This is a genomic window from Aeromonas sp. s8 (assembly GCF_040907785.1).
GTDB lineage: Bacteria > Pseudomonadota > Gammaproteobacteria > Enterobacterales > Aeromonadaceae > Aeromonas > Aeromonas veronii.
The window spans coordinates 1-19,729 of sequence record NZ_JBFOCL010000012.1 but is presented as its reverse complement, the minus strand read 5'-3'; the positions used below and the strand labels follow the sequence as shown (position 1 = coordinate 19,729).

Below are 19,729 nucleotides of genomic sequence, written 5' to 3'. Positions count from 1 at the left end.
CTCCCGGCTGACTAGAACCGGGCTATTGTACTAGGCACGCCGACAGCGGCCAGTGATTGAGGCAAATTTTGCAGCCATCATCGCCGTTACCTGATGAAAGTTGCGGCTTTTCCCCGGGGAAGTAGCGCGCTGACAGGCTGTTTCGCCCCTCATCGATGAAACACTCCAGACTGGAGCGATCGCACAGGACGGTGATCCGCCCGCCAGCCCATGGACTGCTGCGGGTCTCCCACGCTCCGCTCTGCCAGTTCTGGCGCCGCAAGGTGATGCGCCCCGGCTGCCAGCACAGCTCGGCCACGGCACCAAACCAGAGGCTCCCCTCACCACACAGGTCCAGATCGAGCCAGGCCGAGTCGATGGCCAGCCCCGGAAACTCGCCAAGCGTCCCCTCGAAGCGGGTCAGCTCTCCCTTCAATGCCGCAAGCTCCGCCACCGGCCGCTGGCAGAGCCACTCATCCTGCCAGAACAGCTCCCTCGGACAGCTCATCTGGTGGAGCCAGCCGTGAGCGATCGTAGGCTGACTCATCTCGTTCTCCTCCGGCAGCCCCAGCCAACCGAACAGGAGGCGGCGACCCTGAGTGTCCAGGGTAGTTTGCGGCGCATAGAACTCGAAGCCCCGATCCAGCTCGTGGAAAGCCCCGTGCTCGAAGCGCTCGCCGTCGAAGTTGCCCGCCAGCCAGCCGCACTGGTAGAGGTTGCGATAATCCTCGCCTGCCGGGGCAATCCCCTGCGGGCAGCTGATCAGCACATGGCGTTCCCCCAACGGGAAGAGATCCGGGCACTCCCACATATAGCCAAACTCACCCAGCCCCCCTCGCCCGCTACCGGCGATGGGGCCCACCCGCTGCCAGCTTTGCAGGGTCTCGCCGCGATAGAGCAGCACTTCCCCCTTGTCATCCAGGGTGCGGGCTCCCAGCACCATCAGCCACTGCTGGCCGTCGTGCCACACCTTGGGGTCGCGCACGTGGCCGCTGTAGCCTGCGGGCAGATCCAGCACAGGCCCCAGCTTGGCAAAACCACCCTCACCGTCGGCCCGGGCCAGACACTGATAGGCGGTACGGCTGCCGTCCGGGTATTTGACATTGCCGGTGTAGATAAGGGTCAGACGCCCCTGCTCGTCGCTCACCGCAGAGCCCGAATAGCAGCCGTGGCTCTCATAGGCTTCGGTGGGTAAGAGCGCCACCGGCTCGTGCTGCCAGTGCAACAGATCGGTGGAGGTGACATGGCCCCAGCCCTTGTTGCGGTGCTCGCAGCCAAGCGGGTTCCACTGGTAGAAGAGGTGGTAGCGCCCGTTGTGCTCGATAAAGCCGTTGGGATCGTTAAGCAGCCCCACCGGGGCTGCCAGATGCCAGCGGGGCCGATGGGGATCGGCCGCCGCCTTGAGCTGTCCGGCCAGCAACGACCGGACAATCTGGTTGAGAAGATCGCTTTCCTTCATCACTCCACCTTGTACTTAAGCAGGTAGGAAGCGGCGAAGGCGGCGCCAAAGGCGATCACCAGCCCGATGATGTAGTGAATCAGGCTCATGGGCTGGACGATGGCCATGCCGGGAATACCGGTCAGCCCCACCGCCGTCATCCCCACCTTGGCCGCCACCACGTAGGCGCCGCCGCAGGCCCCGCCAAACAGACCGGCGAGGAAGGGTTTGATGTAGCGCAGGTTCACCCCGAAGATCGCCGCTTCCGTGATGCCCAGCAGGCAGGACATGGCAGCCGGCACGGTAATGGCCTTGATCTTCACGTCGCGAGTCTTGAAGTAGACCGCGAGGCAAGCCCCGCCCTGTGCCACGTTGGCCATGGCCCAGATGGGCAGCAGGAAATTGACGCCAATTTGCGGATTGGCCAACAACCCCGCCTCGATGGCGTGGAAGCTGTGGTGGATGCCGGTGATGACGATAAGCGAATAGGTGCCGCCAAACACCAGCCCCGCCAGCCAGCCCGCCTGCTCATAGAGGGCGCTCAGACCGAACGAGATGCCATCCCCCAATACCCGACCCGCCGGGCCGATAAAGAGCAGCGCCACGAAACCGGTGATGATGACGGTCAGGAACGGGGTGAGGATCAGATCCAGCGCATCCGGAATGCGCTTACGCAGCTGTTTCTCCAGATGGGACATAAACCAGACTGCCAAGAGCACCGGGAAGACGGTGCCCTGATAGCCGATCATCGCCACATCCAGTCCGAAAAAGTCCATGGTCTTGAAGCCACCGGCCACGCCCCAGGCGTTGGTTAGCGCCGGGTGGGTGAGGATGCCGCCAAGGGTCGCCCCGAGGTACGGATTGCCGCCAAACTCCCGCGCCGCCGTAAAGCCGATGAGGATCGGCAGTATGATAAAGGCCGCCGAACTGAACATATCGAGCATCACAAACAGGGCGCTGTCGGCATTGACCCAACCGTAGGTGCGCACCATGCCGAGCAGCCCCATCAGCAAGCCCGAGGCGACGATGGCCGGAATGATCGGCACGAAGATGTTGGAGAGGGTTCGCGCCAGCCGCTGGGCCACGTTGAGCTTGGCCGCCGCCATGTCGGTCAGCTCAGCCTTGCTGGCGGTGCCGGTACCGGTCAGCGCCACAAACTCCGCATAGACCTTGTTGACCAGACCGGTGCCGAAGATCACCTGAATTTGGCCCGCGTTGCTAAAGCACCCCTTGACCCCCTCCAGCTTGTCGATGGCGGCCTTGTTTACCTTGCTGTCATCGGCCAGCACCAACCGCAGCCGGGTGGCGCAGTGGGCAGCGCTGACGATATTCTCCTTGCCCCCGAGCAGGGGCACCAGATCCTTGGCTATCGCACTGATATTCATATTCTTCCTCTTATGACCCGCCACGCTGGCGGGCCCTTGTCACATGAGAGTAGGGGCTGTCGAGCCGGGCTTCTAGCCTCAGCTCAACAGCCGCTTGCGTCTGATCGCAAAAAGGCATCCAGCTCGGAGCGTGTCGGCAGCGCCGTCATCGCCCCCTTGGCGGTGGTGGCAAGCGCCCCGCAGCCGTGGGCCTGAGCTAGGATGGCGGGTAGCTCGGCCAGCGTCGGCAGCGACGAGCGCCCGGCCAGCGCAGCCAGCAGACCGGCGACGAAGGCGTCCCCCGCCCCCGTGGTGTCGATGGGCGTCACTTTCTGCCCTACCCACTCCAGCAACTCGCCATCAAGGCGAGCCACCACCCCGGCCGCTCCTCTGGTCACCAGCACCAGCGCCGGGCCAGAGAGAGTTGCAAGCCCGGCGACTAGTTCATCCTCGCCACTCAGCAGTTGCAGCTCCTCAATGGAGAGCTTGACCACATCCGCCTGTGCAATTGCCTGACGCACCAGCGGCAGCATCTCGGCGGGGTTGCCCCACACCTCGGGGCGCAGGTTGGGGTCGAAACAGACCCGCCCGCCTGCCGCCTTGATAGCCGCCATGGCCTGCAGGCAGCTGGTGCGCACCGGCTCGTTGGCGAGCGCGATGGAGCAAGTCAGCAACCACTGACCGGCATCGAAGCGGGGCAACTCATCCGGGGTGAGAAACTGGTCGGCACTGGGGCGCACCATAAAGGTGAAGCTGCGTTCCCCCTCATCATCCAGTGCCACCAACACGGTAGAGGTGCGATGGTCAGGATCGAGCCGCAGCGCACCGATATCCACCCCCTCCCTGCTCAGGGTGTCCGCCATAAAGCGGCCGAACGGGTCAGCACCAACCCGGCCGATAAAGGCCGCATCGCCGCCCAGCCGTGCCACGCCAACCGCCACATTGGCGGGCGCGCCACCCGGACACTTGAGGTAGTGCAACGCCCCTTCCGGGATCAAGTCCACCACCGCATCCCCCATTACCCACACACGATTCGTCACCTTGCTACTCCACTGCTGCATCGGATCCACGGTCAAACCCGAACTCTGTTCTGTTGGCTGGCATTATCGGCTAAACCGTTTTAGCCAACCAACAGATCTCGGCACCGGCTGCCATTTTTGTGATCGGGATAACGAACTAGAACCAGGTTTCCATCTGTACGCCAAAGTTCCACTCGCCACCGGCGGTGAAGTTGCTCTGACCCATGGCATCGTCGCTGGCGTAGTTGTCGAGCTCGGAGGACCAGTCCATCCAGCTAGCGAACACCCGCAGTTCGGGACGTTCGAAGAAACCGGTGGTCTGCGCCTTGAAGGTGGGGGCGAAGGTGAGCTTGGTGAAGTTGCCGTTCACCGCCTGGCGTCCCTTGTAACCCTTGGGATCGAGATCCATGTATTGCCAGGCTGCCTCGTAGACCAGCTCGACGTTCTGGCTCAGCACCTGGGCCACCCGGGTATTGAAGGTGAGCCAGCGGTACTCGTCTCCTTTCACGTAGCGATCCTGACTCTGCTCGGCCAGCAGGGCCGGGGCAAAACGCCAGCGCGAGTTGAGATCGGTAGCGCCAAACACGGCGACCCTCACCGCATCGGCATCCGGCAACAGCTCGCTGTCAGAGCCCAGCCCCTTGACCTCGGCCCCCAGCCCATGGCCGTACAGCACCGCCGCCTTGGCAAAACCGGGGTTGATGCCAAAGAAGCTCTCGCCGTGGTAGGCCAGCAGGGTGTGTGCCCCCTTGTCCGCCGCCTCGCTGCCCACCCCCTTGTCATTGATGCGGGCGTCATTGTCCTTGGCCGAGAGACCGTTCACCATCCACTGCCAGTTGCCGACGCGGTTGTTCATGGTAAGGATGTAGCTCTCGATATCGGAGAGACTGCTGGCGCTGATGTCGCCGTAATCGCGGCCATAGAGAGAGAAGTTGGCCTTCCAGCTGTCGGCCAGCTGCACGTCGTAGACACCGCCGCCGGTACCGGCCAGGAACACCACGTCGGAATCGAGCCAGTGGATGTCAAAGTTGTCGCGGTCAAAGCGCTTACCCGCCCACAGCACCGCATTCCTGAAGGGGCCGTCGAAGCTCGCCAGATTGCCGATCTCGGCAAACACCTGACGGGTATTGAGGCTCGAATCGCTGGCGGTCCAGTCGTTGCTGGTCTCCACCCCGTCTGCCAGCATCAGCTTGTAGCGGGCCCAGCTGCCATCCTCGAAGGTCTGGGTTTTCAGCAGGTTGGCCTCCATGTAGGTGTCATCCTCGTTGCCAAGGCGACCGACTGCCCCGCCCACCGAACCGGCCGGGGTGATGTAGGGGCCACCGCGCCCACCGTTGCCATTGCTGTTGACCAACAGGCCCGAACGAGCGTAACCGTGAAACTCGAAGCCCTGGGCACCAGCGGTCTTCTCATCCACCTTCTGGCTGCGGTTGTCGGCCACCTGAGCCTGCTCGCTGGCGGCGCTCGCCTTCACTTCCGCCTGACTGGCACGGCTCTCTGCTGCCTCGGCTCTCGCTTCAGCCGCCTGTACCCGCGCCTCCAGCGCCGCCAGACGGGCCTCGATACCGCCGTCCGCCGCCCATAGAGGGTTGCTCATCCCCAATCCCAGCGCTACCGCCAGCGCCAACTTGCTCTTGAACATCATCATCTTCCTCACCTGTCATCTGTGGCCCGAACGGGCGCTGTTGTTATCGACAGCCAGAGCATAGCTAAACCAATTTAGCCAACTCAATACAGCAACTAAACCGTTTCAGCAACAGTGTGAGCGGGATAACATTTGTACAGCAGGAATTGGCGGGAGTTGTGAGGAGGATCCCTCATCAGGATCCACTCAATAGGGCGGATCCTGGCTAAACGGCGGGCAAAAAAAGAGCCGGCACAAGGCCGGCTCTGTTTATTCGGGTCGCTGAAATCAGCTGGTCAGATCGTCGAAGAAGCGTTTCACCCCTTCGAAGAAGCCTTCCGATTTCGGCTTGTGAGTCTTGGCAGCGGCGCCGCTGAAGGATTCGTCCAGCTGGCGCAACAGCTCTTTCTGCTGCTCGGTGAGGTTGACCGGAGTCTCGATCACCACCTTGCACATCAGATCCCCTACCTGGCCGGAGCGCACGGACTTCACGCCCTTGCCGCGCATGCGGAACATCTTGCCGGTCTGGGTCTCCGGAGTGACCTTGAGCTTGACGCGGCCATCCAGGGTCGGCACTTCGATCTCGCCACCCAGGGCAGCTGCGGTGAAGCTGATGGGCACTTCGCAGTAGAGGTTGTTGCCGTCACGCACGAAAATTTCGTGCTCTTTGACGTGCACCTGTACGTAGAGATCCCCTGCCGGAGCCCCTGCCTCCCCCGCTTCCCCTTCACCGGAGAGACGGATGCGATCGCCGGTATCGACGCCCGCCGGAATTTTCACCGACAGGGTCTTGGTGCGCTGGTAGCGACCTTCACCGTGGCACTTGCGGCACGGATCTTTGATGATCTTGCCGCGACCGTGACAGTGCGGACACGCCTGCTGCACCGCGAAGAAGCCCTGACGCATCTGCACCTGGCCGGAGCCGTGGCAGGTCGGGCAGGTCTGGGCACTGCTGCCGGTGTGGGCACCGGAGCCGTTACAGACTTCACAGTGAACCAGGGTCGGCACCTTGATCTCCTTGGAGACCCCGCGCACCGCCTCTTCCAGCGTCAGCTCCATGGTGTAACGCAGGTCGGAGCCACGGGCCGGGCCACGACGGGCACCACCACGGCCACCGCCGAAGATGTCACCGAATACGTCACCAAACATGTCGGCGAAGTCGGCACCGCCGCCAAAGCCACCGTGGCCACCGCCACCCTGGCTCGGGTCGACACCGGCATGGCCGTACTGGTCGTAACGGGCACGCAGGTTGGCATCGGTCAGGACCTCGTAGGCTTCCTTGACCTCTTTGAACTTCTCTTCGGATGCGGCATCACCCTGATTACGATCCGGGTGATACTTCATGGCCAGGCGCTTGTACGCCTTCTTGATCTCGCGATCGTCGGCATCTTTCGCCACACCCAGTACTTCGTAGAAATCGCGCTTCGACATACTCATCCTGTGGTTACGCAGACGGGCGTTGGTTACCCAACGCCCGTGAATTCATTGACCAAGCCGATGGGCGAAGCGGACTTCGCCCATCTGGGTAGGGCTTACTTCTTGTCGTCTTTCACTTCTTCGAACTCGGCGTCGACTACGTCGTCGTCAGCCTTGGCAGAAGAGGAGGACTGACCGGCATCAGCACCGGCAGCACCCTGGGCCTGAGCCTGCTGCTGGGCAATTTCCATCAGCTTCTGGGACGCTTCCAGCAGAGCCTGCTGTTTGGCTTCGATAGCAGCCTTGTCGTCACCCTTGATGGCCACTTCCAGCTCGCTCAGAGCAGCTTCGATCTTGCTCTTGTCGTCAGCAGGCAGGGCTTCACCGGCTTCGGTGATCTGCTTGCGTACGGAGTGGACCAGACCATCAGCCTGGTTGCGAGCCTGTACCAGCTCTTCAAACTTCTTGTCCTCGGCCGCGTTGGCTTCGGCTTCGCGTACCATGCGCTCGATCTCGTCATCAGACAGACCAGAGGAGGCCTGGATGGTGATCTTCTGCTCTTTGTTGGTCTCTTTATCTTTCGCAGAGACGTGCAGGATACCGTTGGCATCGATGTCGAAGGTCACTTCGATCTGCGGCAGACCGCGCGGTGCCGGACGGATGCCTTCCAGGTTAAACTGGCCCAGAGACTTGTTGTCGCTGGCGCGCTTGCGCTCACCCTGCAGCACGTGAATGGTCACGGCAGACTGGTTGTCTTCGGCAGTGGAGAACACCTGGGACTTCTTGGTCGGGATAGTGGTGTTCTTCTCGATCAGCGCAGTCATCACGCTGCCCATGGTTTCGATACCCAGGGAGAGCGGGGTGACGTCCAACAGCAGTACGTCGGTCTTGTCACCGGACAGTACGGCGCCCTGGATGGCAGCACCCATGGCCACGGCTTCGTCCGGGTTGACGTCTTTACGCGGCTCTTTGCCAAAGAACTCGGCAACGGTCTTCTGAACCAGCGGCATACGGGTCTGACCACCAACCAGGATCACGTCGTCGATCTCGCCAACTGCCAGACCGGAGTCTTTCAGGGCGACACGAACCGGCTCCAGAGAGTCCTTCACCATGTCTTCTACCAGGGATTCCAGCTTGGCGCGGGTCACCTTGATGTTCATGTGCTTCGGACCGGTGGCATCTGCAGTGATGTACGGCAGGTTGACGTCGGTCTGCTGGGCAGAAGAGAGCTCGATCTTGGCTTTCTCGGCGGCATCTTTCAGACGCTGCAGAGCCAGCTGGTCGTTACGCAGGTCGATGCCCTGCTCACGCTTGAACTCGTCTACCAGATAGTTGATGACGCGGTTGTCGAAGTCTTCACCACCCAGGTGGGTGTTACCGTTGGTCGCCAGTACTTCGAAGGTGGTTTCGCCTTCGACTTCGTCGATCTCGATGATGGAGATATCGAAAGTACCGCCACCCAGGTCATATACGGCAACCTTGCGCTCGCCCTTGACCTTGTTCACGCCGTAAGCGAAAGCTGCTGCAGTCGGTTCGTTGATGATGCGTTTTACATCCAGACCGGCGATGCGACCGGCATCTTTGGTAGCCTGACGCTGGGCGTCGTTGAAGTAGGCCGGAACAGTGATAACGGCTTCGGTTACCGGCTCACCCAGATAGTCTTCGGCAGTCTTTTTCATCTTTTTCAGCACTTCGGCAGAGATCTGCGGCGGTGCCATTTTCTTGCCCTTCACTTCAACCCAGGCGTCGCCGTTGTCAGCTTTGGCGATGGCGTACGGCATGATTTTCAGGTCACGCTGCACTTCTTCATCTTCAAAACGACGACCGATCAGACGCTTGATGGCGAACAGGGTGTTTTTCGGGTTGGTGATGGCCTGACGCTTGGCCGGCTGACCAACCAGGATCTCGCCATCATCGGCATAGGCAATGATGGACGGAGTAGTACGATCGCCTTCTGCGTTCTCGATCACGCGAGCAGTGTCGCCATCCAGAATAGCGACGCAGGAGTTGGTAGTACCCAGGTCAATACCGATGATTTTACCCATTTGACGAATCTCCAAATACTTTGAATAAACTGGCGAGGAACTCGCCTTAATGCGTTAACGGCTAGGTGGGGGCTGCCAATCTGGCTTTCAAGCTCCCGGCATCAAATTTTTTGTGCCGCCGCGGCCTTGCTACCTATATGGGGTCGCCAGACGCAGCTTCAAGCCCCAACCCTAAAAAACCACACCCTTTGTCATGGTTGCACGGTCACGTTGAGCCGTTAAACCGGGCAAGATGAGCAGGGGCTGCACTGCGAAACAAAAAGCCCGCCACGGGGCGGGCTCGGGCACCCACAGCCAATCAGTCGACCGCTTTGGCGATCATCACCATGGCCGGACGGATCACCCGACCGTTGAGGTCATAGCCCTTCTGCATAACTGCAATGACGGTGTTCGGGGCCACATCGGCACTCGGTACCATGCTCATCGCCTGATGGGCGTTGGGGTCAAACGGCTGGTTGATCGGGTCGAGCGCCACCAGACCAAACTTGGCCACGCCGCTCTGCATGGATTTCAGGGTCAGCTCGACACCTTCAATCATCGGCTTAAGGGCTTCGTTCTCCTTGTCGGCCAGTTCGATGGCTCGCTCAAGGTTGTCCAGCACCGGCAGCAGTTCATTGGCGAACTTCTCCAGAGCGAATTTGTGCGCCTTCTCCACATCCAGCTCGGTACGACGGCGCAGGTTTTCCATCTCGGCGGCAGTACGCAGGGCGCGTTCACGCTCTTCCGCCGCTTTTTGGATGGCGGTTTCCAGCTGCGCTTCCAGTTCGGCAATGCGGGCCTGTTCGGCTGTCACTTCACTGTCTACATCGGTCGGCTCGACTGGCTGGGCTTCGACTTGCTCCATCGCTTCAACCTTTTGCTCTTCGTGGTTCATGACATCTCCAATTCCGGGGTTACTTATGAGGGCCCTGACGTCTGGTTGAGCGACCGGACGACAACAGACCGACTATGTTGGCGCTATTATGGGGATGCATCCCCGGCTTTCAAGGGGTAAAGGGCAATCTGGGTTGCTGAATAGCCGCAACCGTCGGTTTATCCGGGTTGCCGCTCACCGTTTAACCATTAGCCTCAAGGGGATAGCCCCCCCCGTCACACGGGAGAGCGTCACAAGCGGAGCAAAGCACTGTATACTGGCCCGCAATACCCATCCCAGATCTGACTGACTATGGATTCTCCGTTCAAAACCATCGCCCTGATTGGCAAACCCCACCATGAGGGGGCCAACCAGACGCTGACCGGCCTGCATCAATACCTGACCGCCCGCGGCTTTCGGGTACTGGTGGAGAGCCGGGTCGCCCAGACCCTGAGCATCCTCGATGAAAACGTGATGGATCTGGTGCAACTGGGCCAGCAGGCCGATCTCGCCATCGTGGTGGGCGGCGACGGCAACATGCTGGGGGCGGCGCGGGTACTATCGCGCTTCGATGTGGCGGTGATCGGGGTAAACCGGGGCAACCTCGGCTTTCTGACCGATCTCTCGCCGCAGGATTACCTGCTGCCGCTGGAGCAGGTGCTCTCCGGCCACTACAAGAGCGAACACCGCTTCCTGCTGGAGGCCTCGGTCTATCGCCACGGCGAGCGCAAGTCGAGCAATCTGGCGGTCAACGAGGCGGTGCTGCACCCGGGCAAGATCGCCCACATGATCGAGTTCGAGGTCTATATCGATGGCAGCTTTATGTATAGCCAGCGTTCGGACGGCATCATAGTGGCCACCCCGACCGGCTCGACCGCCTACTCCCTGTCGGCAGGTGGCGCCATCCTCACTCCCAAGCTCAACGCCATCACGCTGGTGCCCATGTTCCCGCATACCCTGAGCAGTCGCCCCATCGTACTCGATGCCGACAGCGAAGTACGGCTGCTGGTCTCGCCGGACAATCAGGACGATGCCATGCAGGTGAGCTGTGATGGCCAGGTGACGCTGGCGGTCCACCCGGGGGACGAGATCCTGATCAAGAAGAGCCACCACCAGCTTCATCTGGTGCATCCCCTCGACTACAGCTACTTCCACGTGCTGCGCAACAAGCTCGGCTGGGGCAGCAAGCTGTTTTAATCGGCGCTGACCGACAACGGCATTGCCAGAGAGGGCGCCTGAATTGGCGCCTTTCTCATTTCTGTCGTAGCAACGTCCCCCGCACTTCATATCCGTACTGCGTACCAATAGTCAGTCCCGCATTCTCATAGCCATAGCGCACTGGCGCGGCTTTCCTTTGTTAAAAATGACGGTGCCCTCTTTACTGTATATAAGACCAGTATATACTGGATGCATACACAGTAATGTTGACCTATACAGGATGAGACCATGCTGACCCAGCTGACCGTCAACAACTTCGCTATCGTCAAGTTTCTCGAACTCGATCTGCAACCGGGCATGACCTGCATCACAGGTGAGACCGGCGCCGGTAAATCCATCGCCATCGACGCTCTCGGTCTCTGCCTCGGAGAGCGGGCCGAAGCCGGCATGGTGCGACCCGATAGCGACAAAAGCGAGGTCAGCGCCCGCTTCCTGCTGGACAACAACCCGGCCGCCCGCGCCTGGCTCGCCACCAACGAACTGGAAAACGAAGGTGAGTGTATCGTCCGGCGAGTCATCTCCGCCGAGGGCCGCTCACGCAGCTATATCAACGGCGTGCCCGTCCCCCTCACCCAGATCAAGAATCTGGGTCAGCTGCTGGTCAACGTACACGGTCAGCATGCCCACCAGATGCTGCTCAAACCCGACTACCAGCTCGCCCTGCTCGACGGCTACGCCGGCCACCATCTGCTGCTCGATGAGGTGCGCCAGCACTATCAGCAGTGGCGTCAACTGCAAAACGAGCTCAACCGGCTCAAGGCCGAGCAGCAGCAGCGGGAGGCCCGTCGCCAGCTGATCGAGTATCAGGTGCATGAGCTGGACGAATTCGCCCTGCAGCCGGGGGAGTTTGAAGAGATAGAGGAGGAGCACCAGCGTCTCGCCAACGGCACCGAGCTGATGCAGGAGTGCGGCGCTTGCCTCGATCTGCTCTATGACAACGAAGAGACCACTATCGCAGGGCTGCTGCAATCGGCCGTCGATCGGGCCGAGGGGCTGGTCAGCATGGACAGCCGCCTCAACCCGGTACTGGAGATGCTGAATGAAGCGCTGATCGGGGTGCAGGAGAGCCACAGCGAACTTCGCAGCTACCTCGATCGGCTGGAGCTGGATCCCGAGCGTTTTAACGAGCTGGAGGCCCGCCTCTCCAAAGCCATCAATCTGGCACGCAAGCACCACGTCAAACCGGCCGATCTGGCTCAGTACCATCAGGAGCTGGCCTCGGATCTCGCCCGCCTCAACTCTGACGAAGAGCGGCTAGAGGGGATGGAAGATGAGCTGGCCGAGGCCCGTCAGGCTTTTGTCCAGGCCGCCGAAGCCCTGAGCCAGAGCCGTCAGCGTTACGCCCAGGAGCTGGGCGCCAAGGTAACCAGCAGCATGCACGAACTGGCAATGCCCGATGGCCGCTTTGCCATCGAGGTGCGCCCCGATGCCCAGAGCAGTCTGTCACCACTGGGTATAGATCGGGTGGAGTTCATGGTCACCACCAACCCGGGCCAACCGATCCAGCCGCTTGGCAAGGTGGCCTCCGGCGGTGAGCTGTCGCGCATCAGCCTCGCCATCGTGGTGATCAGCGCCCGCAAGGTCTCCACCCCGACCCTGATTTTCGACGAAGTGGATGTGGGGATCAGCGGCCCGACTGCCGCCGTGGTGGGTCGCCTGCTGCGCCAGCTCGGCGAGTCCACTCAGGTGATGGTGGTCACTCACTTGCCTCAGGTGGCAGGCAACGGCCACCAGCATATGGTGGTGAGCAAGCATACCGATGGCAAAACCACCGAAACCCGGATGGATGCACTCGACCAGAATGCCCGTCTCAATGAGCTGGCACGCCTGCTCGGTGGCGACCAGATCACCGACAACACCCTGGCCAATGCCCGCGAGCTGCTGCGTCGCTGAATCAGGCAATAAAGCCCATTTGCAGCGATGGCGACTGATAGCGCTGACAGAACATGCTGACTTCGCAGGTACGGACGAGTGCCATGGCCTGCACAGTCAGCAATAGCCAATAGCCAACTGTGATAACTGAACTCGCGTCAGGATTACCGACCCAGATCAATAAAATGGCGAGTTAGGCGAAGCTGGCAGCAACATGGGCGTGGATCCGGTTGCCTTCATGTGGCGGATTTCGCATAGTGTTGCCCCCCTTTATGGGTATCCAATTGTGAGGCTTTGTCTATGATCCACGTTTTTGGTCACAAGAATCCTGATAGCGACAGTATCTGCAGTGCGCTGGTTATCACCGACTGGCTCAATGGCCAGGGCCGTCAGGCCACCCCATGGCGTCTGGGTGACCTGCGCACCGAAACCCGTTTTATTCTGGAGCAGGCTGGCGTCAGCGAACCCGAGTTGCTGACCAAAGATTTGACCGGTGAAGATGTCTGGCTGGTGGATTTCAGTGATCTGGAACAGGGCCCTGCCACACTGGCACAAGCCAATGTATTGGGTCTGGTGGATCACCACCGTCTCGGTACCTTGGTCACCCAGTCTCCGCTGGATGCCTGGATCCGGGCCGTCGGCTGCACCTGCACCATCGCCTTCGATCTGCTGAGCCAGCAAGGTACCGTGACCCGCAGCCAGGCTCGCCTGATGCTGGGCGCCATCATGAGCGACACCCTCTGTCTCACCTCGCCGACCACCACCGAGCAGGACAAGATCGCTTGTGAGCGTCTGGCACCGCTGGCCGAAGTATCGCTGGCCGAATTCGGCCAACAGCTGCTGATGGCGAAAACCGACCTGAGCGGCCTGACTCCGGCTCAACTGCTGCAGCAGGATGAGAAGGCATTCCAAGCCGAAGGTCTGAACTTCATCATGAGCCAGATCGAAGTGGGCAGCGAACAGCAGCTGGCCGAGCACCTGCCAGCCCTGCAGCAGGAGATGGCCCAGCGCGTGGCGAGCGAAGGGCTCGACTTCTTCGTGCTGATGGTGACTGACCTGACGGCCGCAGCCAGCCGCATCTACTTTACCGAGCACGCCAAAGTACCGGCAGAGTCCAGCTACCACCCGGGCTTTGTCAGCCGCAAGAAGCAGGGTCTGCCCTGGGTGATGGATCTGCTGGCCAAGGCCTGATCTTCCCTCGCCATCACCTATTCCAAAGCCCTGCCTCTGCGCAGGGCTTTTTCATCGCCACCGCCAGCCGCACTCCCCCCCTCTTGCTGATCATCTTGCTCACCACTGCGGTCTCTCGTTTACTCCTTTCACGGCTTATTGATAGTTAACGCCATAACTTTGCTTACATATTTGCGGCTGTTATTTATCAGGGCTTTGCTGCAGGATAATCGCCGCGCACAACCTTTTCCGTTTCCATTCAGGTGATCGATGAACATAACCCCCAAGCAGAGAACCCTGGCCATCACCATGCTGATCGCCGTGGTGCTCCTCGGCTGGCTGCTCTGGCCCAGTCAACCACCCAAGGCGATGCTGACCGCTCAGGTGACCCGCGAGGATATTGCCCAGACCGTGCTGGCCAGTGGTGTGCTGCAGGCCGTAGAACAGGTGGATGTGGGGGCCCAGGTCTCCGGTCAGGTTACCAAGCTGGCCGTCGAGGCTGGAGATCAGGTCAAGCAGGGAGACCTGCTGGCCGAGATCGATCCCCTGATTGCCCAGAACAACCTCAAGACGGCCGAGGCGGAGCTTGCCAGCAACCGCGCCCAGCTCAAGATCAAGCAGGCGCAACTCAAACAGAACGAGCTCGCCTGGCGGCGCCAGCAGCAGATGTTCAAGCAGGAGGCGAGCTCACGGGCCGATCTGGAGAGTGCCGAGGCACTGCTGGCGGTCACCCGCGCCGAACTACAAAACAGCCAGGCCAATATCGACAATGCCCTGATCAAGGTTGATCGGGCCAAGACCGAGCTGGGCTACACCAAGATCCTGGCGCCGATGGATGGCACCGTCATCAGCATTGTGACCCGTCAGGGCCAGACCCTGGCGGCCAGCCAGACGGTGCCGACCGTGCTCAAGCTAGCCAACCTCGAGACTATGACGGTCAAGGCGCAGATCTCCGAAGCTGATGTCACCAAGGTCAAAGCCGGCATGCCGGTCTACTTCACCCTCATTGGCGATCCGGATACCCGCTATCAGGGTACGCTTCGCGCCGTGGAGTTAGCGCCTACCAACATCAACGATCAGGCCACCACAGGCACCACCACCAACAATGCGGCTGTCTACTACTACGCCCTGTTCGATGTGCCCAATCCCGACCATACCCTGCGGGTGGCAATGACCACCCAGGTGACCATAGTGCTCGGCGAGCGCAAGCAGGTGCTCACTGTGCCGCAAACCGCCCTCGGCAAGTCGCTGGGTGACAACGAGTATGAAGTCACCGTGATCAAGGAAGATGAGACGACCGAAACCCGCCATATCAAGACCGGTATGAAGGATGAGATCCGCATTGAGGTGATCAGCGGGCTGAGCGAGAAGGAGGAGGTGCAGCTCAATCACGGTGCCCCCGCCGACAATGATGAGATGGCGGTGATGCTATGAGTGAGCCCCTGAACCAGCTGCCGTTGATCCAGCTGAAAGGGGTCGAGCGACGCTACCAGAGCGGCGACAGCGAAGTCACCGTGCTCCACCCTCTTGACCTCACCATCACGGCAGGAGAGATGATCGCCATTGTCGGCGCGTCCGGCTCCGGCAAGTCGACCCTGATGAACCTGCTGGGTTGTCTGGATAGCCCGAGCGGCGGCCAGTATCTGTTTCGCGGTCAGGACACCGCCACCATGGATGCGTTGGCGCTGGCCCGCCTGCGTTGCCACCACTTCGGCTTTATCTTTCAGCGTTACCACCTGCTGCCTCATCTCGATGCCGCCGCCAACGTGGAGATCCCCGCCGTCTATGCCGGCACCAGTCGCCCGGATCGCCAGGCGCGCGCGCGTCAGCTGCTGGGCAGACTGGGGCTGGCCGATCGCAGTCACCATACCCCGGGCCAGCTCTCCGGCGGTCAGCAGCAGCGGGTCAGTATCGCCCGGGCGCTGGCCAATGGCGGCGAAGTGATCCTCGCCGATGAACCGACCGGCGCACTGGATAGCCAGAGCGGCAAGGAGGTGATGGCGATCCTCAAAGAGCTGCACGCTCAGGGCCACACCATCATTCTGGTCACCCACGATATGAACGTGGCCAGCCATGCCGACCGGATCATCACTCTCAAGGATGGTCGGATTGAACAAGATAGCGGCCCCTACCAAACGGCCGTGTTGGCTCCAACCACCGCCACAACCACAGCCCCTCAAAAAATAGTGCCCACTAAAGGTGCCATGGGCCACGACTGGGATCGTTATCGGGAAGCGGGACGGATGGCGATCCATGCCATGCTCGCCCACCGGATGCGCACCTTCCTCACCATGCTCGGCATCATCATCGGTATCGCCGCCGTGGTGAGCGTGGTCGCTCTTGGTCAGGGGGCGCGCGCCAAGGTGATCGACCAGATCAATGCGATGGGCACCAACACCATCGAAATCTTCCCGGGCAAGGGATGGGGCGATGAGAAGATGGCCAGCATCCAGACCCTCAACAAGGGGGATCTCGATGCACTGCTGGGGCAACCCTATCTTGCGGGCGCCAGCCCCGAGATCGGCAGCTCAGGCCAGTTGCGCTATCGCAACAAGACCAACAGCGGCAACGTGACCGGGGTTGGTAACGACTATTTCAAGGTGAAGGGGATGACGCTGGTCAGTGGCCGCTTACTGGAGTGGCAAGATATCCAGCAGCGTGCCGCCGTTGCCGTGGTGGACAAGAAGAGCATCACCAGCCTGCTTGGCAAGGAGGATCCAGTCGGCAAGGTGGTACTGGTCGGCACCTTGCCGGTACGGATTGTCGGTGTGGTTTCGCAGGAGACCGGCTTCGGCCCCACCAGCCAGTCGGTCAATATCTGGCTGCCCTACAGCGCGGTGATGAGTCGCCTCATCTCGCAGCACCACTTCAGCCAGATCACCATCCGGGTCAAAGACGGGGTACAACCGGCACTGGCCGAGCAGGCGGTGATCGAGCTGATCACCAAGCGCCACGGGGTGAAGGATTTCTTCACCTTCAGCAGCGACAGCATCATCAAATCGGTGGAGAAAACCACCGCCACCATGACCCTGATGGTCTCGGCCATCGCGGTGATCTCGCTGATCGTCGGCGGGGTGGGCGTGATGAACATCATGCTGGTGTCGGTGGTGGAGCGCACCCGCGAGATCGGCATTCGCATGGCCGTGGGCGCCCGCCAGTCGGATATCCTGCAGCAATTTCTGATTGAAGCTGTAATGGTCAGCTTGCTGGGGGGGATATTCGGCGTCGGCCTCTCGCTGGGCATTGGCGCGCTCTTTTCACTGCTGGTGGACTCCATCAAGATGCAGTTCTCGCTCTTCTCCATCCTGATGGCCTTTGGCTGCTCGTCACTCATCGGGATCCTGTTTGGTTACCTGCCGGCACGCAATGCGGCGCGGCTCGACCCTGTTGTCGCACTGGCGAGGGAATAACAATGCACAAACTCTCCTGGCTGGCTCTCTCTATGGCCCTCAGCGGCTGCAGTCAGCACAGCACCTATCAAAGACCCGAGCTGGCAATCGCCCCCACATGGCAACAGGCAGAGGGCACCCGACTGGCTGCGCAGGCTGGCCCCTGGTGGCGGGAATTTCATGATCCCCAGCTCGACAAATTGGTCGAGGCGGTTCTGGCCGTTAACCCGGACATGCGTGTGGCGGCCCTCAAGCTCAAAAGCGCACGACTGGGCGCCGAGCAGGCAGATACCAACCTCACCCCCTCGGTCAATGGCACTATCGCAGCCAGTGGCAACAAGGATCTGAAAACCGGCAAAGGCACCAACAGTCTGGGCCCCTCGCTGAGCCTCAGTTACGAAGTGGATTTGTGGGGCAAGCTCGCCTCGGTGCGAGATCAGGCAAGCTGGGAAGCAGCGGCAAGCGAGCAGGATCTCGCCAGCACCCGACTGCTGCTGATCGGCAATACCCTGGAGCAGTATTGGCAGCTCGGCTATCTCGGCTCTGCCATCACACTCGGAGAACAGCAGCTGGCCAACCTGACCCGTACCGAGCAGCTGACCCAGACCAAATACCAGGCAGGCGCCATCACCCGACTCGATCTGGCGCAGGCACGCCAACAGTTGGCCGGAAAACAGGCTGAGCTGGCCTCCCTCAAGGCTCAGCAGGAGCAGGCCCGCAATGCCCTGCGTCTGCTACTGGGCCGCAGCAGCGGACCGCTGGAGTATGGACCCGCGTCCCTTGCAAAGCAGACCATTCCTGAACTTGCGGTGGGTATTCCGGCCGATGTACTGGCTCGCCGCCCCGATGTCAAAGCGGCCGAATTGCGGCTGCGCAAGACGCTGGCAAAAGGTGACGAGATCCGCACCAGCTTCTACCCCAGCCTGACCCTGACCGGCAGTGCCAGCACCGCATCCGATAGATTGGCGCAGGTGCTGCAAAATCCGGTCGGCACGCTGGGAGCCAGCCTTGCCCTCCCCTTCCTTGAATACAACCGCACCCAGCTCGCCATCGAAAGCTCAGAGCTGGATTACCAGATCGCTGAAACCGAGTTTCGCAAACAGCTCTACACCGCACTGGTTGAGGTGGAAGACAATCTGGCCGCCCGCCACTATGGCCAGCAGCGACTCGATTATCTGCAAGAGCAGCTGAGTTATGCCCGGGAGGCAGAACGACTGGCCAAGGCTCGCTTCCAGGCGGGTGCAACCGGCGTACAAGCCTGGCTCGATGAGCAGAACCGACTGTGGGATGCCCAGCAGAGCCTGCTGGCCCAGCAAAAAGAGCAGCTCACCACCACTGCCAAAATCTATCGCGCCCTGGGCGGCAGCGATAGCGTGACGCCCCGATAGCGCTTCACCTGGCCATTCCCCACTCAGCCTACTGAGTGGGGAATATCATCGCCATAGACCATACATGTATGGAGATGGTATTCACCTGACAGTTGCCCACAAAAGGGAGTGGTCATACGGCTTCAAACCGGATAACAAAACGGTACCCCTACCGTGTTATCTGGAGTCACCGTATGACCACCAACGAGAAAGTAGCACGTCGCAAACTCAGCCTGCTAGAGCTTGCCAAAGAGCTCAATAACCTCAGCAAAGCCTGCAAGCTCATCGGCTACAGCCGTCAGCAGTTCTACGAAATTCGCCGTAATTACCAGACCTATGGCGCCGAGGGATTGCTCGACAAATTGCCCGGCTGTAAAGGGGCTCATCCCAATCGGGTCGCTCCCGAGATTGAACAGGCCATACTCGATTACTCCCTCACCAGACCAGCTCATGGCCCTCTGAGGGTCGCCCAAGAACTGGCTCTGCAAGGCATCAATGTCAGTGCCGGCGGCGTGCGTGGTGTGTGGCAACGTCACGACTTGCTCTCCAAACACGACCGCTTGTTGCGCCTCGAAAAAACCCACCGTGAGCAGACCATTGAGCTCAATGACGAGCAAATTCGCCTGTTAGAGCGATTCAGTCCCGAGTTCCGAGAACGCCAGATTGAGGTCCACTACACCGGGGAACTGGTGGCGGTCGACACCTTCTTCGTCGGCGCGCTCAAGGGGGTCGGTAAGGTGTATCTGCAAACCGTGCTGGACTGCTATAGCCGCCACGCCTGGGGGCGGCTCTACACCAGCAAACTGCCCATCACCTCGGTCCATGTGCTTAACGAAACGGTGCTGCCGTTTTTCGAGGCCCACGAGGCACGGGTCTATACCATCCTGTCGGATAACGGGCGCGAGTTCTGTGGGCGCCCTGACCACCATCCCTACGAGCTGTTCCTGCAACTGGAGGGGATTGAGCACCGAACCA

Annotated in this window: 14 protein-coding genes; 7 read left to right on the top strand and 7 right to left on the bottom strand. The window is 60.7% G+C overall.

Going from position 1 to position 19,729, the window contains the following annotated elements; genetic code table 11:
• Window positions 1-22: 22 nt before the first annotated feature.
• From AB5Y86_RS02875 to grpE, 7 genes are all read right to left on the bottom strand, one after another.
• Window positions 23-1,438 (bottom strand): sucrose-6-phosphate hydrolase, encoded by a 1,416-nt coding sequence (locus AB5Y86_RS02875; RefSeq protein WP_236357623.1) that lies wholly within the window; start codon window positions 1,436-1,438, stop codon window positions 23-25.
• On the bottom strand, window positions 1,438-2,802 hold the full coding sequence (locus tag AB5Y86_RS02870) for a sucrose-specific PTS transporter subunit IIBC (protein WP_042657031.1): 1,365 nt from the start codon (window positions 2,800-2,802) through the stop codon (window positions 1,438-1,440). Before AB5Y86_RS02870 ends, AB5Y86_RS02875 begins: the two co-directional genes overlap by 1 nt.
• Before the next feature lie 83 nt (window positions 2,803-2,885).
• A complete protein-coding gene (locus AB5Y86_RS02865; RefSeq protein WP_368192066.1) occupies window positions 2,886-3,842 on the bottom strand; it encodes an aminoimidazole riboside kinase in 957 nt (318 codons plus the stop codon).
• 115 nt (window positions 3,843-3,957) lie between these two features.
• On the bottom strand, window positions 3,958-5,448 hold the full coding sequence (locus AB5Y86_RS02860; RefSeq protein WP_368192064.1) for a carbohydrate porin: 1,491 nt from the start codon (window positions 5,446-5,448) through the stop codon (window positions 3,958-3,960).
• A 264-nt stretch (window positions 5,449-5,712) separates the two neighbouring features.
• On the bottom strand, window positions 5,713-6,855 hold the full coding sequence (gene dnaJ / locus AB5Y86_RS02855) for a molecular chaperone DnaJ (RefSeq protein WP_005338032.1): 1,143 nt from the start codon (window positions 6,853-6,855) through the stop codon (window positions 5,713-5,715).
• 101 nt (window positions 6,856-6,956) lie between these two features.
• Window positions 6,957-8,885: a molecular chaperone DnaK gene (gene dnaK, locus AB5Y86_RS02850; RefSeq protein WP_368192062.1), complete on the bottom strand. Its 1,929-nt coding sequence runs from the start codon at window positions 8,883-8,885 to the stop codon at window positions 6,957-6,959.
• 298 nt (window positions 8,886-9,183) lie between these two features.
• A complete protein-coding gene (gene grpE, locus AB5Y86_RS02845; RefSeq protein WP_005338036.1) occupies window positions 9,184-9,759 on the bottom strand; it encodes a nucleotide exchange factor GrpE in 576 nt (191 codons plus the stop codon).
• A 291-nt stretch (window positions 9,760-10,050) separates the two neighbouring features.
• Between grpE and nadK the strand changes: the two genes are divergently transcribed.
• The 7 genes from nadK to AB5Y86_RS02810 all read left to right on the top strand — a co-directional run.
• Window positions 10,051-10,935 (top strand): NAD(+) kinase, encoded by an 885-nt coding sequence (gene nadK / locus AB5Y86_RS02840; RefSeq protein WP_005338038.1) that lies wholly within the window; start codon window positions 10,051-10,053, stop codon window positions 10,933-10,935.
• A 249-nt stretch (window positions 10,936-11,184) separates the two neighbouring features.
• Complete coding sequence (gene recN / locus AB5Y86_RS02835; protein ID WP_368192060.1) at window positions 11,185-12,849, top strand: DNA repair protein RecN; 1,665 nt, start codon at window positions 11,185-11,187, stop codon at window positions 12,847-12,849.
• A gap of 279 nt (window positions 12,850-13,128) precedes the next feature.
• Window positions 13,129-14,019: a manganese-dependent inorganic pyrophosphatase gene (locus AB5Y86_RS02830; protein WP_040065992.1), complete on the top strand. Its 891-nt coding sequence runs from the start codon at window positions 13,129-13,131 to the stop codon at window positions 14,017-14,019.
• Between the two features lie 249 nt (window positions 14,020-14,268).
• On the top strand, window positions 14,269-15,432 hold the full coding sequence (gene macA / locus AB5Y86_RS02825; RefSeq protein ID WP_139495691.1) for a macrolide transporter subunit MacA: 1,164 nt from the start codon (window positions 14,269-14,271) through the stop codon (window positions 15,430-15,432).
• The gene (locus AB5Y86_RS02820) at window positions 15,429-17,408 is read left to right on the top strand and encodes a MacB family efflux pump subunit (protein WP_368192057.1); all 1,980 of its coding nucleotides are present in this window, start codon (window positions 15,429-15,431) and stop codon (window positions 17,406-17,408) included. Before macA ends, AB5Y86_RS02820 begins: the two co-directional genes overlap by 4 nt.
• Before the next feature lie 2 nt (window positions 17,409-17,410).
• Window positions 17,411-18,775, top strand: coding sequence for an efflux transporter outer membrane subunit (locus AB5Y86_RS02815; protein WP_368192055.1), 1,365 nt, complete (start codon window positions 17,411-17,413; stop codon window positions 18,773-18,775).
• A 173-nt stretch (window positions 18,776-18,948) separates the two neighbouring features.
• Window positions 18,949-19,729, top strand: a 781-nt coding sequence (locus AB5Y86_RS02810; RefSeq protein ID WP_368192053.1) for an IS481-like element ISAs19 family transposase, incomplete at its 3' end; no start/stop codon positions are given.

Coding starts and splice junctions, on each gene's coding strand:
- grpE (WP_005338036.1), bottom strand. CDS start 9,759: ATGAACCACGAAGAGCAAAAGGTTGAAGCGATGGAGCAAGTCGAAGCC.
- AB5Y86_RS02865 (WP_368192066.1), bottom strand. CDS start 3,842: ATGCAGCAGTGGAGTAGCAAGGTGACGAATCGTGTGTGGGTAATGGGG.
- macA (WP_139495691.1), top strand. CDS start 14,269: ATGAACATAACCCCCAAGCAGAGAACCCTGGCCATCACCATGCTGATC.
- dnaK (WP_368192062.1), bottom strand. CDS start 8,885: ATGGGTAAAATCATCGGTATTGACCTGGGTACTACCAACTCCTGCGTC.
- AB5Y86_RS02820 (WP_368192057.1), top strand. CDS start 15,429: ATGAGTGAGCCCCTGAACCAGCTGCCGTTGATCCAGCTGAAAGGGGTC.
- dnaJ (WP_005338032.1), bottom strand. CDS start 6,855: ATGTCGAAGCGCGATTTCTACGAAGTACTGGGTGTGGCGAAAGATGCC.
- recN (WP_368192060.1), top strand. CDS start 11,185: ATGCTGACCCAGCTGACCGTCAACAACTTCGCTATCGTCAAGTTTCTC.
- AB5Y86_RS02860 (WP_368192064.1), bottom strand. CDS start 5,448: ATGATGATGTTCAAGAGCAAGTTGGCGCTGGCGGTAGCGCTGGGATTG.
- AB5Y86_RS02830 (WP_040065992.1), top strand. CDS start 13,129: ATGATCCACGTTTTTGGTCACAAGAATCCTGATAGCGACAGTATCTGC.
- AB5Y86_RS02870 (WP_042657031.1), bottom strand. CDS start 2,802: ATGAATATCAGTGCGATAGCCAAGGATCTGGTGCCCCTGCTCGGGGGC.
- nadK (WP_005338038.1), top strand. CDS start 10,051: ATGGATTCTCCGTTCAAAACCATCGCCCTGATTGGCAAACCCCACCAT.
- AB5Y86_RS02875 (WP_236357623.1), bottom strand. CDS start 1,438: ATGAAGGAAAGCGATCTTCTCAACCAGATTGTCCGGTCGTTGCTGGCC.
- AB5Y86_RS02815 (WP_368192055.1), top strand. CDS start 17,411: ATGCACAAACTCTCCTGGCTGGCTCTCTCTATGGCCCTCAGCGGCTGC.